We start from the raw sequence: 14,941 nt of genomic DNA on the forward strand, positions 1-14,941 counted from the left end.
CAGGGTTTTAAGTAGCAACCCGTGTTCAAAAACTTTCAAAAATCAGAGCAACTACACCGCTGCTTCGTTTTTATTAGCAAGCTGGCCGCAAGCGGCATCTATATCTTTTCCGCGGCTGCGGCGCACTTTTACTACAATATCATTACGTTCCAGTGCTTTTATGTAAGCATTTACTGCCTCGGGTGCTGCCTGCTGAAACTCCCCGTCGTCAATAGGGTTGTACTCTATCAGGTTTACCTTGCAGGGCACGTACTTGCAAAACTTTACCAGGGCATCTACATCTTCCTTTCGGTCGTTAATGCCGCCCCAAACCACATATTCATAAGTAACGCGGCTTTTGGTTTTGCTGTACCAGTACTCCAGTGCTTCCCTAAGCTCTGTAAGCGGAAAGCTGGTGGTAAATGGCATAATGCGGTTACGCACTTCCTCTATAGCCGAGTGCAGCGATACGGCGAGCTTAAACTTTACCCCATCATCGGCCATTTTTTTAATCATTTTAGAAACGCCCGATGTACTTACGGTAATACGCTTGGCACTCATGCCCAGTCCTTCGGGCGAGGTTATTTTTTCTATCGCCTTCATTACATTGTTGTAATTCATAAGCGGTTCGCCCATGCCCATAAATACAATGTTACTTAGCGGATGCCCGTGGTAGAGCCTGCTTTCGCTGTCTATAGCTGCCACCTGGTCATAAATTTCATCCGGGTTAAGGTTCCGCATACGCTTAAGGCGTGCGGTAGCGCAAAACTTACAATCAAGGCTGCAGCCTACCTGGCTGCTTACGCATGCTGTTGTACGGGTTTCTGTAGGTATAAGTACACTTTCTACCACAAGGCCATCGTGCAGCCGTACAGCATTTTTTATGGTGCCGTCCTCGCTTTGCTGCATTTGATCTACGTGTATGTGGTTGATTACAAAATTGTCTTCCAGCATCTGGCGGGTGCTTTTTGCCACATTTGTCATGTCGTCAAAACTGTGCGCACGCTTATTCCACAACCATTCATATACTTGGTTGCCACGAAAAGCCTTGTCGCCATTTGCCACAAAAAAATCCCTTAACTGCTCTTTGCTCAGTGCCCTTATGTCCCTTTTTTCATTTTGCATAGTGCAAAGGTAACTTTTTTTTGTTTATGGGTTATGTGGTGATTCGGTTACGGTTACGCATTAGCACCTGATGTCAGATGGCTGATTTTATATGAATGAAAACTAAACACCGCAAGCTGAACACTAAAAGCTAGCGCCTCCATATAAAATCTGAAATTCTACCCGTATCTTTGCACTGTTAAAATAGAACGCCATGCATACCCTGTTTGAAGAGTTTGACGATTATGCCACCCGCCACAGTGCCGATGAACCTGCTTTGCTAAAAGAATTAGACAGGGCTACCCACCTACGCACCACGCAGCCGCGTATGCTAAGCGGGCATTTTCAGGGGCGTATACTTAGTATGCTGAGTAAGCTTATTAGCCCAAAAGCGATACTGGAAATAGGTACGTTTACCGGATACGCCGCATTATGCCTTGCCGAAGGCTTGGCACAAGATGGCACACTGGACACCATAGACGTAAACGAAGAACTTTTTGATTTGCAGCGCACGTTTTTTGACAAAAGCCCTTGGGGCTCCCAAATCACGCAGCACCTGGGCAGCGCGCTGGATATTATACCTACGCTGGGCAAAAAATTTGACCTTGTGTTTATTGATGCCGATAAGGAAAATTACCCCAACTACTGGGAAATGATAGTACCCCTTATGAATAAGGGCGGGGTTATCCTTTCGGATAATGTATTGTGGAGTGGAAAAGTACTTCAGGAAGTAAAACCAAACGACAAAAGCACGCGAATACTGGTAGAGTATAACCGTATGGTAAAAGAAGACCCGCGCGTAGAAACGGTTCTGTTACCCATTAGAGATGGGCTTACTGTTAGTAGGGTTATCTAAACGTTCGTGTTGCGGAAAATATTTATCGCGTAGTTTTGCATAGAGCAGGCTCATAAGCCAACCCATAAAAGCGCCAAAAATATATCCGGTAAGTATATCACCAGGGTAGTGAAGCCCTAGATAAATGCGGCTGTATGCAAAAATTAACGGCCACAAGAAGAAAAACCCTATGTACTTAAGGTAAGGATGCAGCACACGGTATACTAACACTGCTACAGCCATAGAGTTAGCGGCATGCCCTGAGAAGAAGCTAAATGAATGCCTTTTAATCACCGCGCGCACTACGGTAGCAATTTCGGGGTTGTTGCCCGGGCGTAATCGTTGCACGGTATTTTTAACCAGATTAGTAGTTTGATCTGTAAACAAAACGGTTAACCCTACAACACCCACAACCATAAGTGCGTGTTTCCAGCCAAGGCGTTTAAACGCAAGGTAAATCACAATAGCAAATACAGGAATCCAGGCTACTTGCTTTGTTATTATTTCCCAAACCGGATCCCAGGTGTCAGATCCCAGGCTGTTAAGGTACACAAAAAGCTGTACGTCCCACTGGTGCAGTTTTTCAATCATACGGATTAGTGCATACGTTTTATAGGGCCTGTCATGTCTTCAATATCCCCCTTCACCTTGTCTATTTCGCCCTGTATCTGGTTTGGCACACTGCTTTCACCCAGGTCTGTAAAGGTTTTTTTAATATCTTCTACTTCGGCACTTTTATGTATTTCGTATTTAATGTCGTTTGTAGCATCTTTAAGCTGACGCATACCTTTACCCAGCGTACGGGCAATTTCAGGTATTTTGTCGCTACCGAAAAGCATAAGCGCCACCAGTATTATTACAAACATTTCGCCGCCTCCTATTCCGAACATAATCTTGATTTTTGATATACAAAGTTAACTATAAATACGCTGTTATAGTACTTACGGTTTGGTATATTAATGTTTTTTTAAGCTATAAAACAAAATCGCCTGTACTTTAGCAGGTACAGGCGACAACATTATGCAGTTAACACACGTTATTTTTTAACAAATTTGGTTACCTGTATTTTACCACTCATTTCTGAAGCAGCAAAATATACTCCAGTGGTAAGGCTACTAATATCAAGGTCGTTACCTGTTCCTGTAAGTACTATTCTACCGGCGGCATCGGTAATGCTTACTTTAGTCACACTCATATCTTTAGTAAAGTGTAATACATCTGTAGCAGGATTAGGGACTATACCGAAAGCATCTGCATTAGGGCTGGACACTGTGCTTAAAACAGCCGGATCATAGAGTTCAATTAAACTAAAATCATAATCTACACCCAGAGCAGGCACAGTAATATTGTTCATAAGGCTGCGAATCCTTGGGGTGTTATCTTCAGCGGTGTAGTACAAATAAATAGTCTGTGCTACAGTACCAATCTGCAACCCAAGATAGTATAGCTTTAGATTCTGAACTATCTTTAAGCGGGTTAGTGTAGCAGTGCCTACTGCCCCTATAGATGAACTAACAGTACCGTAAGCATCTACCGAAGTTGTGCAACTGCCGCTAAACGTGCCGGTATAGCCCAACCCATCATACGTACCTGCAACCACATCTGCATAGCTGTAACCGTACTGTAGTGGAAAAGTACCTAAAGTAGCGTTATTAGTACTGTAATTAAGAATAATACCATCTACGTTTAATCCCGTAATAGTACCTGCACCTGTGGTGTAAATACTTATATTAGAAGTATTGCCCGCACCATTGTATTCTCCGTTAGACGAGGCTACCAACTGCGTACCGGGGTACGAAGCCACATCTGAAGATGATGGCGACACCACACTTGTAATACTGCTCCCGTTTGCTGTAAGCGACGAAAAGTCCCAGGACACATTAGCGCCCGAAGGTGTTTCGTTAACGGTACCCGCACCAAGCCTGTACCCGGCCTGCGGAACAGATGTAGTGTAAAAGTTATTAACGGTTTGAGAGAAGCCGCCCAAGCTAATAAATGAAAAAATAGCAAGTAGAGTTTTGTTCATAAAGTTTTGGTTTTAAGCCAAAGGTATATAAAAAGGCATATTTATTTTTAAGAGGCATAAAAAAACCCTGATATATCGGTAAATACATCAGGGATATAGGTAAACTGCTCTGTTTTTGTTATTCTGAGCCGTTGTCAAATTTCGTTTTCACGGCTTCTCGAGGCCACATGTTGTTCGTCACGTCAATGTCTGCCGTTTGCAGCTTAGGGTCAAGCTGAAACTTAACCACCTTTTTATCTGTGGCTATAACCCTTATAGCACTTTGGTTATTCTTTCTCCATATTTGTACCGGAAAGGTTTGGGTTTCGCTGGTACCATCCTCGTAGTTTAGCTGTACAATAATGGGCATTAACATACCACCCGGTTTATTAAAGGTAAGCTCGTAGAAATACTTAGGCTGCTTAAGGCCGGCCTTATCTTCTGCGGTGAGTTTTTCGTTTACAAAATCGTTTAGAAGCTTTACATCTTTTTTATCAAATGCTTTGTCTTTAGCGTCGGTTACCATGTATACAAATGGGCCTTGCTCCTGTCCAAACCTCCCTTTGCGTATGCTGGCTTGTTTTTTATCTTTAGGTTTTTCGTCGGTTACGTAGTATTGTTTTACATCGGCTATGCCTATATCTACATAATCAGTGGTGTAGAACCAGCCTCTCCAAAACCAGTCCAGGTCTACCGCCGAGGCGTCTTCCATAGTACGGAAAAAATCCTCAGGGGTTGGGTGCTTAAACATCCAGCGCTGGGCGTAGGTTTTAAACGCGTGGTCAAACAGGTCGTGCCCCATAATTACCTCGCGCAGTATGTTTAGCCCCGTTGCAGGCTTACCGTAAGCGTTGTTACCAAACTGGTGAATGGTCTCTGAGTTGCTCATTATGGGCTCCAGAAACTTTTGGTCGCCACTCATGTACGGTACTATATTAGCCGCAGGGCCGCGGCGCGTAGGGAAGTTAGGGTCGTATTCCTGCTCTGTAAGGAACTCCACAAAACTGTTTAACCCTTCGTCCATCCAGGTCCACTGGCGCTCGTCTGAGTTTACAATCATCGGGAAAAAGTTATGCCCCACCTCGTGTATGATAACCCCTGCCATACCCCACTTAATACGGTCGCTTACCACGCCTTTTTCATCCGGGCGGCCGTAGTTCCAGCAAATCATAGGGTACTCCATGCCCTGGTCTTCAGCCGAAACCGAAATCGCTTTAGGGTAAGGGTAATCAAATGTATATTTGCTGTAGGTTTTAAGCGTGTGGGCTACTATGCGGGTACTCTTATCGCCCCACAGCGGGTTAGCCTCTTTAGGATATAGCGAAATAGCCATAACCGTTTTGCCGCCAAGCTTTACCGCCATGGCATCGTATATAAACTTACGGCTTGAACTGAACGCGAAATCACGCACGTTTGTAGCCTTAAACTTCCAGGTTTTCTTTTTGGTGCTAAAGCCTTTCTCTGAAACTGTGGCCTCGTCTTGCGTGACTACCACTATCGGTTTATCGAAGGTTTTGGTAGCCAAATCCCAACGCTTTACCTGCTCCGGTGTAAGTACCTCAGCACGGTTTTGCAGTTCGCCTGTACCATCAAGTATGTGGTCTGCCGGGGTGGTAATGTTTACTTCGAAGTTGCCAAACGGCAGGGCAAATTCGCCTGCGCCCCAAAACTGCATATTCTGCCAACCCTCCACATCATTGTACACCGCCATGCGTGGATAAAACTGTGCTATTACGTAAAGGTTGTTACCATCTTTATCAAAATGTTCGTAACCGCTGCGTCCGCCTATAACCTGGTAGTTGTTAATGTTGTACCACCATTTAATGCTGAACGATACCTTTTCGCCGTGCTTTAGCGGCGTAGGCAGGTCTATTCGCATCATGGTTTGGTTTACGGTATATTTCATCGGCTTGCCGGCTGCGTCTTTTACGTAGTCCAACTTAAAGCCGCCGTCAAACTGCGGTTGCAGGTACTCACGTGAAAAACCCGCCGGGCTGTACGCCTCGTTCATCTTCTGGCTGTCTACCAGCTTAGAGGGCGAATCGGCTGCCTGCTGGTTTTGATCCAGCTGTACCCACAGGTACTCCAGTGCGTCGGGTGAGTTGTTTGTGTAGGTTATGGTTTCGGTACCGTAGAGCTTGGTGTTTTTATCATCCAATTCCACGTCTATTTTATAGTCGGCCTGTTGCTGGTAGTAAGCAGGGCCGGGTGCGCCCGATGCCGTACGAAACATATTCGGCGTAGCCAAAAGATCGTACATCTGGCTGAACTTGTTGTTGTCGCCGTGGCCGGGCTCGCGTGGTGTAGCGAGCTTTTCCTGCGCAACGGCGCATAAGGAAGCGAGTACCGAAAGGATGCAGATAACTCTTTTCATGGTTTAGTAGTAGTTTAGTATGCCCTGGGGCGTGTCGTAGTTTAACAGCAAGCTTTTGCGCTGGTTGTTTATGTTAGCATTTATCATGTTTTGCTGTTCGCGAAACATTTCAAACAATATCGTATTGCGTACCTGTACCGAAGTTACTTTTTTTGGTGCCGGAACCGTGTAGTACACCACCAGCATATCGTCTTCGTACTCGCGGGTAAAATACGTAAGTGCGGCGGGCTTACCGTTTACGGCAACGCTCATTTTATCGGCTATGTATTTTTGTATGGTTTCCGTGCTTTCGGGGAGTTCCTTGCCCGAAGCCAGGCCAAACTTTTTCCCATATTTGGCGCTCAGTGCTTTTTCCAGGTCGTCTATAAAAATGCGCCCGGTTATTTGCAGCTGTTTTTTAGCCGGTGCAGCCTCCACCTGAAACACGGCTACGTAGTATTTATGTACGTTTGCCGATGTGAGTACCCCCAGCAACAGTACCAAACACAATATGCGGATTAACTTTTTCATGAAGGGCTAAGATAGTAAATTGATTTAAAATTACAGCCAGCCCATTTTTACTGCTTTATAACCCAGTTCGGCAAGTGATTTACAATCAGACTTTGCAAAAATATTTTTACGATGAGAATTTACCGTATGCACAGACAAGGACAAAATATCTGCTATCTCGTGGGTATTTTTACCGGAAAGAACGAGTTGAAGCACCTCTTTTTCACGTTTAGAAAACGGCTCTTTGCTGGGCAAAAGCACATCGCCACCCACCGGAACGTTATAATAAGAAGGCGCACCGTTTAAACCAATGAAGGACAGGCCCGAAGGCTTGTCTTCGGTTTTAAGGTGCGTAATATCTGTTTGCACCCCTAATACACGGATAACCGAACCCTGTTCATCACTCTGCAGGGTAAGGGTTTGCATAAGTATCCATTTGTATGTGCCATTTGCACAGCGCAAACGGTAGTCATAGCTTACCTTGTACCTCAGCACCTCCTCGGGTGTTAAATCACCAAAAAACCGTGTAACCTCCTTTTCATGTGCGGCAAACCTGTTGCGGTCGTCTGGGTGAATGTATTCAAAAATATACTCCGCCGAAAAGTCCTCGGGATTAATGCCCAAAATGTTATGTATGGTGTTACTTACAAACTCCATCCTGGCAGTGGCAACATTAAAAATGTAATAGTAGAAGTTACCCACGTGGAATACTTCCAGCATTTTTTTGTAAACCTCCAGTTCAAAGTTTGGCTGAATGTCGCCTTTATGGTTTTTGGCAATTTCAGACCAGGTCTTTTTCATCTCATCGAATTTGACAATTTCCATAGCATACTGTAAGTTAGTTGATTACTACAAAAATATAAAAAAGCAGAAAAAACCAACCATAAACGCTATTAACATTAAAAACTCAAAACATACTATACGGATTAACTTGCTTACAGCCTTTTGAAAATAGAATGCTTTTGTGGGAAAGATGGAATAATAATATTAATTTTGGGAGAAAACCAACATAATATGGATGATTTGCTCCCACTTAGCGACGAGCAACAAAAACCTATAGAAATTAGTAGAGAAAAAATTAGGAACAGTCAGTTTTCTATGAATGGAGAAGTGATTAAGGAAATGAGTAAGTTCATTCAAAAATGTATAACAAAATAACAATCAATGGATTTATTAATTGAGGCTACAATAATTTTAATTGGATTTGTATTATTCTTTACAATTAAAAATTTCTTACCAACATATTTTGCCGAGAAAGGCAAAAACCTAGCCACTAAAGAAGATATCGAACATATCACCGAAAAAGTTGAAAAGATTAAAGCTGAGTTTGTAAAGAATATTGAATTCATTAAAGCAGACTTAACCTATCTCAATCAAAATAAATTTAGTATTAAAGCTGCCGAAAGAGATGCATTAATTGAAACCAACAATAAATATTCTGAGTGGTTAAATGTAATAATGAGTATCCGTTTTACAGACATTAACCATCAGAACTATGAAAAACTTAATGATTACTACCATAAAATTAAAACCAGTAGATTAAACTTTCACAATGCCGAAGACAAACTTCATTTGTTTCTGCATGATGAAGAACTAATGAAAGTGAAGTTTGCATGTATAGAACAAACGCTGAAATTAGAATTCCTCTTAGACAATACTCTGGCAAAATGCATAGAACATTTCAGGAATCACAATATATACTTTGATAACCTTGCTAAAATATCTGAAAAAGACATTACTCCTGATTTTCTAATCGCTCAAATGAAAGAATCACAAAAGCAAATAGATGAAATTTTTTATAAATTTATAGATGATAAAAATGAACTATATATTGAAGTTCACAGAACTCGTACTAAATTTATAACTACATTAAAAAAGAGACTTTATGATATAATGAGTTAATCAAGACTGCTTTGGGTTACACTCACCATAAAAGACAATGTATAGCTAAATAAAAGCTCTCTACCCATGTATCGCCTCACTCTTCCCGTAACTCTGAATGATCTGGCCTTCGTATTCCAGCCATTCTGCCCAGCGTTTTTCTACGTCAACGTCTTCGGCATATTTGCGGGCAAAGTTTAAAAACGTGGTATAGTGCGTGGCTTCGCTTACCATAAGGTCGTGGTAAAACTTGGCCAGTTCGGTATCTTTAATATTTTTAGACAACACCCTAAAACGTTCGCAGCTGCGGGCTTCAATCATGGCGGCAAACAACAGGCGGTCTATAAAAGAGGTGTTTCGGCTGCCGTCTTTTTTGCAAAACTTCATCAGCTGGCCCACATAATCATCACGGCGCTCACGGCCCAGGGTATAGCCGCGTTTCTCTATAATGTCGGTTACCATTTTAAAGTGCTCCATTTCCTCCACGGCAATCTCGGCCATTTTCTGTACCAGGTCTAAGTGCTCAGAGTTATTGGTAATCAGGAATATGGCATTGCTGGCGGCCTTTTGTTCGCACCAGGCGTGGTCCGTAAGGATTTCCTCAAGGTTACTTTCCGCTATGTTTGCCCAGCGTGGGTCGGTTAAGAGTTTTAGTCCAAGCATGATGAAAATATTATGGCTGCAAATTTAAAGAATTTAAAACACAAACCTCATCCCCTTAAAATACAAAATCCCGCCGTAATGGCAGGATTTTGTATGTAGTGCAGTACAATCTTAATATTAAGAAAGTAGCGCGTCTATAGCCTTAGTGTAGGTTTCCTTAGGAGCAACACCTACCTGGCGGCCTACCACTTCTCCGTTTTGGAAAATAAGCACAGTAGGGATGTTACGGATACCATATTTAGCAGCAAATTCCTGGTTAGCGTCTACGTCTACTTTACCAACAACTGCTTTACCGGTGTACTCTTCGCCAATTTGCTCAATGATTGGGCCTACCATACGGCAAGGGCCACACCATGCTGCCCAAAAGTCTACAAGTACCGGTTTGTCTGATTTAAGTACTACTTCCTCAAAAGTAGCGTCTGTTATTGCTTGTGCCATAATATAAATTCGTTCTTAATTATAGTGAGTATTGTGATTACAAAGCTAATAAATATCAATGTAAAACTTACGTTAAACATATAGCTTTTGGTTATATGCTGATAATCAAAAACTATACCCTTAATTCAGTTTAAAATTTATCTGCAGTTTATCAAGCTCCTGCAGCAGTTCGTTACTTATTTTTATCTTCATTTTACGGCTTGGCATACTCAGCTTGGTTACTACCTGTATGGTTTCCTCCTCCGCTACCGCATCTGCCGTAAGGTCTTCTTCAAAATCAGGTATTTCTGCGTCGTCTGCATCATCCGCAGGTTCTGTTAGCCGTGCGGTAACAGCAGCTACAGGAACCACAGGCTTATGTACTTTTTGCAGTTCCATAACCTCAAAAGTTACCTGGTTATCGCCTTTGTTACCGGCAAACAACTGAAACAGACTTTGTATAAGCTGCTCCTGCAAATCAAGCACATTAAACTGTATAATGAGCTTTTTGGCAAAAGTAGGCAGTACATCCTGTAGCTGCTGAATTAACATAAACTGCAACCTTGGTTCTCCTTTTTTGCCCTCGGCATTGGTCCACCCCTCACGAACCATAACGCGTATAAATACAAAGTTATTATTCACCAAAAAATGGCGGAACTTAAGGTACTCCTCTCCATATATCTTAAACTCATAACTTTCGTCATAACCTTCCATATTAAAGATGGCCCATCCTTTACCGTTTTTGGCTGTTTTATGCTGGATATTAGAAACAATCCCGCCAAAGCTCAGGTTTTTGTTTACATGGGGTTCCAGGTTTTTAAGAGCCTCCAGGCGGGCGTTACAAAAGTAACGCATCTCAAACTTAAAGTCGTCCAGCGGGTGACCCGATATGTATATACCTACCACATCTTTTTCCCGGGCCAGTTTTTCCATGGTACTCCATTCCTCGCACGGAGGTACTACAGGCTCAGGTATCTGCACTTCGCTGGCCTCGCCAAAAAGGCTTACCTGGCTGCTGTTTGCATTGTCCTGCATCTTGGCGCCGTAGCGCATGGCTTTTTCCAGGAAGGAAATGTTATCTGCGGCATCCATGTGGAAATACTGTGCACGGTGGGTATCTGTAAAGCAATCAAAACCACCGGCAAGGGCAAGGTTTTCAAACGCTTTTTTATTTGCCGAGCGCAAATCTATACGGCGTGCCAAATCAAATATCGACTTATAGTTGCCGTCTTTACGGTTTTGTACTATGGTGTCTACCGCGCCGGCACCTACCCCTTTTACAGCTCCCATACCAAAACGCACTGCGCCCTGGTCGTTTACCGTAAACTTATAAAACGATTCGTTTACATCAGGCCCCAAAACGGTTAAGCCCATACGCTTACATTCTTCCATAAAGAAGGTAACCTGCTTAATATCGTTCATGTTGTTACTCAGTACCGCTGCCATGTACTCGGCAGGGTAGTGCGCCTTAAGGTAGGCCGTTTGGTACGCTACCCACGCATAGCAGGTAGAGTGGCTTTTGTTAAAGGCGTAACTTGCAAAGGCTTCCCAGTCTTTCCAGATTTTTTCAAGCACCTGCGGGTCATGCCCTTTTTCTGAAGCCTGCGCCACAAACTTGGGCTTCATTTTATCCAGTACATCCTTCTGCTTTTTACCCATCGCCTTACGCAGTACGTCGGCCTCACCTTTGGTAAAGCCCGCCAGCTTTTGCGACAGTAGCATCACCTGCTCCTGGTATACCGTAATGCCGTAGGTTTCTTTTAGGTATTCCTCACAGGCATCAAGGTCGTATTTTATTTCTTCCTCACCGTTTTTACGGCGTACAAAACTCGGAATGTATTCCAGCGGGCCCGGGCGGTACAGGGCATTCATGGCAATAAGGTCGGCAAATACAGTAGGCTTCAGGTCCTTCATGTATTTTTGCATACCGGGCGATTCGTACTGGAACACCCCTACGGTTTCACCCCTTTGGAACAGCTCGTATGTTTTTACATCATCTATGGGGAAGGTTTCCGGATCAAGCTCTATACCGTGCTTGTATTTTACCAGCTTTACCGTGTCTTTAATCAGGGTAAGGGTCTTAAGCCCCAGAAAGTCCATTTTTAGCAGGCCGGCACTTTCTACCACCGAGTTATCAAACTGGGTAACGTAAAGGTCAGAATCCTTAGCTACCGAAACCGGAACGAAATTGGTAATATCGTCGGGCGTAATAATTACCCCACAAGCGTGTATACCTGTGTTTCGCATAGAGCCTTCCAATACCTTTGCCTGCTGTATGGTTTCGCTGGTAAGGTCACCACCATTAGCCAGGGAAATAAGTTCCTGTACACGGTCGTACTCATCAGAACGCAACGCGCCACGAAGCGCATTTTGGTCCATGGTAAATATCTTGGCAAGCTTCATGTTTGGTATCAGCTTTGCCACCTTATCGGCTTCAAACAATGGTAAATCGAGCACGCGGGCAGTATCTCTGATAGATGATTTTGCCGCCATGGTACCGTAGGTAATAATCTGTGCTACCTGGCTGGCACCGTATTTATTAATTACGTAGTCCATAACGCGGCTACGGCCTTCGTCGTCAAAGTCGATATCAATATCGGGCATCGACACCCTGTCCGGATTAAGGAAACGCTCAAAAAGCAGGTCGTATTTAATCGGGTCTATGTTTGTAATGCCAAGGCAATACGCTACCGCACTACCCGCTGCCGAACCCCTGCCCGGCCCTACCGATACACCCATATTGCGGGCTTCGGCAATAAAGTCCTGCACAATAAGGAAGTAACCCGGGTAACCCGAGTTTTTAATGGTGTTGAGCTCGAAATCGAGGCGTTCGCGTATTTCATCGGTAATTTCGGTGTAGCGCTTTTCGGCACCCCGGTAGGTAAGATAACGCAGGTAGTTGTTTTCCCCACGCTTACCGCCGTCCTCATTATCCTCAGCAACCTGAAACTCTTCCGGTATATCGAACTTAGGAAGCAATACATCGCGGTACAGCGAATAGGCTTCTACTTTTTCTACTATTTCCTGTATGTTGTGTATGGCTTCGGGGAGGTCTTTAAAGATCTCCTTCATTTCGTCGCCACTCTTAAAATAGTATTCATTATTAGGCAACCCAAAACGGAATCCACGGCCGCGCCCTTTAGGCGTAGCCAGCTTTTCGCCGTCTTTTACGCACAGCAAAATATCGTGTGCGTGGCTGTCGTCTTTATTTACGTAATAGGTATTGTTAGTAGCAACCAACTTTACATTGTGCTTGCGCGCCAACTTTATAAGCGAGGCGTTGACACGGTCTTCATCTTCCTGGCCATGGCGCATAAGCTCCATGTAAAAGTCATCGTCAAAAAGGTTTTTCCACCACAGCAACGCTTCTTCGGCCTGGTTTTCACCAATGTTAAGCACTTTGTTAGGGATTTCGCCGTACAGGTTACCCGACAGCACCATAACATCATCTTTGTACTGCTCTACCACCTTTTTATCAATACGCGGGACATAGTAAAACCCGGCAGTATAGGCTATAGAAGCCATTTTGGCCAGGTTGTGGTAACCGTTTTTATTCTTGGCCAAAAGCACCACCTGATAACCGTTGTCTTTACGGGTTTTGTCTTTATGGTCTTCGCAGATAAAAAACTCGCAACCCACAATTGGTTTCATCAGCACCTCTGTAGGCTCTTCTCCTGCTTCAATAGCGGCCTTGTTCTTAGCTTCGGCAGATTTGTTGTGGTTCAGTACGTTGCTTACAAAGTGAAATGCCCCCATCATGTTACCATGGTCGGTCATGGCTACGGCGGGCATTTTGTGTTTGGCTGCCGCCTTAACAAGATCAGGAACGCTAATAGTAGATTGTAGTACCGAAAATTGCGTGTGGTTGTGCAAGTGCACATACTGCACCCCCGAAATATCTATCATTTCGGCAGGGGCCTCCGTTTCTATCCCTTTAGCCGACTGTAGTTTCTCTAGGCGCTGGCGTACCTGCTCACTCGCCTTTTTAAGGTTAATATGCTTTAAACCAATAAGCTGTATGGGCTGCGGGTTATAATTACGGAACTCCGTAAAATACCCCGGATGCACATCGAGCTCCTCTGCGGTAAAAATATCACGTTTTAAAAGCTCCAGGAAACAGCGTGTTGTAGCCTCCACGTCGGCAGTAGCGTTATGGGCTTCGGCAAAGGGTTCGCCAAAAAGGTATTCGTGCAGCTCGGTAAGGGTGGGCAACTTATAGCGGCCGCCACGCCCGCCGGGCAACTTTAGTAAATCAGCCGTAATTTCGGTACAGGTGTCCAGCACCTTCATACTGCCCATACGCGTTTCTACGCCGTAGCGGTAAAACTCGGCACCCATAATATTAACGTCGAACCCTACGTTTTGGCCTACTACAAACGAGGCCTTAGACAACGCCTCGTTAAACTTGCCCAACACATCGGTAAGCGGAATACCCTGCTCCAGTGCAAGGTCTGTACTTATGCCGTGAATCCTCTCGGCATCATACGGTATATTAAACCCATCAGGGCGGATAAGATAATCCTGGTGCTCTACAAGCCTGCCCATATCATCATGCAGCTGCCACGCGATTTGTATACAGCGCGGCCAGTTGTCAGTATCGGTTATGGGAGCGTCCCAGCGTTTTGGTAATCCGGTTGTTTCCGTGTCGAAAATCAGGTACATAGCAACTATTGGATTTTAAAGCAGTTAAAGGTCGAGAGGGATAAAAAACACCCTTCTACAAAAATAGGCTTTTTTTGGTGGATTTACAGAGGGGTGGATTTGTTAATTTGTTAGAAGGTGGAGGTCCGATGTCGGGGGTCCGATGTCCGATGTCTGGATAATTAGGCTTCCGTGCCGCGTCATTTGAGGAGGAATGACAAAGCAATCTGGTTTGAATGTTGATTTAGATTGCCGCGCTCCGTTGCACTTCGCTCGCAATGACCCAGCCCAGGGCAACATAAACCCAAAAAAGGAAAACCCCGCGGCACACATTCCGCGGGGTTTACACAACAACCAAAATATAAAACCAAGGGATCATCAATCCCGACCTTACACTATTTTTAAACTCCTATGTAATGCGCCAGCACACTTGACCCACCCCGCCCGCCAACACCCCTCCGAAAGAGCGGAATACTCACTCTGCCCCATCATCGGACATCGGACTTCCGACATCGGACATCAGCCACCGGACACATCCTCAAATCCAAAACCC

Annotated in this window: 13 protein-coding genes; 3 read left to right on the plus strand and 10 right to left on the minus strand. The window is 44.2% G+C overall.

Going from position 1 to position 14,941, the window contains the following annotated elements; genetic code table 11:
- Positions 1–51: 51 nt before the first annotated feature.
- Positions 52–1,104 carry a 23S rRNA (adenine(2503)-C(2))-methyltransferase RlmN gene (gene rlmN / locus ACLI08_RS01390; RefSeq protein WP_411426661.1) on the minus strand — a complete coding sequence of 351 codons (1,053 nt, stop codon included), beginning with the start codon at positions 1,102–1,104 and terminating at the stop codon, positions 52–54.
- Between the two features lie 193 nt (positions 1,105–1,297).
- Between rlmN and ACLI08_RS01395 the strand changes: the two genes are divergently transcribed.
- Positions 1,298–1,939 carry an O-methyltransferase gene (locus ACLI08_RS01395; RefSeq protein ID WP_411426662.1) on the plus strand — a complete coding sequence of 214 codons (642 nt, stop codon included), beginning with the start codon at positions 1,298–1,300 and terminating at the stop codon, positions 1,937–1,939.
- Here the strand turns inward: ACLI08_RS01395 and ACLI08_RS01400 are convergent.
- The 6 genes from ACLI08_RS01400 to ACLI08_RS01425 all read right to left on the minus strand — a co-directional run bounded on the left by ACLI08_RS01400 (position 1,898) and on the right by ACLI08_RS01425 (position 7,587).
- Positions 1,898–2,509 (minus strand): phosphatase PAP2 family protein, encoded by a 612-nt coding sequence (locus ACLI08_RS01400; RefSeq protein WP_411426663.1) that lies wholly within the window; start codon positions 2,507–2,509, stop codon positions 1,898–1,900. The genes ACLI08_RS01395 and ACLI08_RS01400 overlap by 42 nt on opposite strands.
- 5 nt (positions 2,510–2,514) lie before the next feature.
- Positions 2,515–2,808: a twin-arginine translocase TatA/TatE family subunit gene (locus tag ACLI08_RS01405; protein ID WP_411426664.1), complete on the minus strand. Its 294-nt coding sequence runs from the start codon at positions 2,806–2,808 to the stop codon at positions 2,515–2,517.
- Positions 2,809–2,954: 146 nt separating this feature from the next.
- Positions 2,955–3,944, minus strand: a complete 990-nt coding sequence (locus ACLI08_RS01410; RefSeq protein ID WP_411426665.1) for a T9SS type A sorting domain-containing protein — start codon at positions 3,942–3,944, stop codon at positions 2,955–2,957.
- 118 nt (positions 3,945–4,062) lie between these two features.
- Positions 4,063–6,297, minus strand: coding sequence for a M1 family metallopeptidase (locus tag ACLI08_RS01415; protein ID WP_411426666.1), 2,235 nt, complete (start codon positions 6,295–6,297; stop codon positions 4,063–4,065).
- Between the two features lie 3 nt (positions 6,298–6,300).
- Positions 6,301–6,807 carry a DUF6702 family protein gene (locus ACLI08_RS01420; RefSeq protein ID WP_411426667.1) on the minus strand — a complete coding sequence of 169 codons (507 nt, stop codon included), beginning with the start codon at positions 6,805–6,807 and terminating at the stop codon, positions 6,301–6,303.
- Positions 6,808–6,837: 30 nt separating this feature from the next.
- Positions 6,838–7,587, minus strand: a complete 750-nt coding sequence (locus ACLI08_RS01425) for a LuxR C-terminal-related transcriptional regulator (protein WP_411426668.1) — start codon at positions 7,585–7,587, stop codon at positions 6,838–6,840.
- A 213-nt stretch (positions 7,588–7,800) separates the two neighbouring features.
- Here ACLI08_RS01425 and ACLI08_RS01430 point away from each other — a divergent pair, with 213 nt between their 5' ends.
- Positions 7,801–7,944, plus strand: a complete 144-nt coding sequence (locus ACLI08_RS01430) for a hypothetical protein (RefSeq protein ID WP_411426669.1) — start codon at positions 7,801–7,803, stop codon at positions 7,942–7,944.
- A 6-nt stretch (positions 7,945–7,950) separates the two neighbouring features.
- The gene (locus ACLI08_RS01435; protein WP_411426670.1) at positions 7,951–8,688 is read left to right on the plus strand and encodes a hypothetical protein; all 738 of its coding nucleotides are present in this window, start codon (positions 7,951–7,953) and stop codon (positions 8,686–8,688) included.
- A gap of 60 nt (positions 8,689–8,748) precedes the next feature.
- Here ACLI08_RS01435 and ACLI08_RS01440 read toward each other — a convergent pair whose 3' ends face one another.
- The 3 genes from ACLI08_RS01440 to dnaE all read right to left on the minus strand — a co-directional run bounded on the left by ACLI08_RS01440 (position 8,749) and on the right by dnaE (position 14,409).
- Positions 8,749–9,330, minus strand: a complete 582-nt coding sequence (locus ACLI08_RS01440; protein WP_411426671.1) for a tRNA-(ms[2]io[6]A)-hydroxylase — start codon at positions 9,328–9,330, stop codon at positions 8,749–8,751.
- A 117-nt stretch (positions 9,331–9,447) separates the two neighbouring features.
- Complete coding sequence (gene trxA, locus ACLI08_RS01445; RefSeq protein ID WP_411426672.1) at positions 9,448–9,768, minus strand: thioredoxin; 321 nt, start codon at positions 9,766–9,768, stop codon at positions 9,448–9,450.
- Positions 9,769–9,888: 120 nt separating this feature from the next.
- On the minus strand, positions 9,889–14,409 hold the full coding sequence (dnaE, locus tag ACLI08_RS01450) for a DNA polymerase III subunit alpha (protein WP_411426673.1): 4,521 nt from the start codon (positions 14,407–14,409) through the stop codon (positions 9,889–9,891).
- Positions 14,410–14,941 lie beyond the last annotated feature (532 nt).

Source organism: Flavobacterium sp. RNTU_13, from assembly GCF_046614455.1.
Lineage (GTDB): Bacteria > Bacteroidota > Bacteroidia > Flavobacteriales > Flavobacteriaceae > Flavobacterium.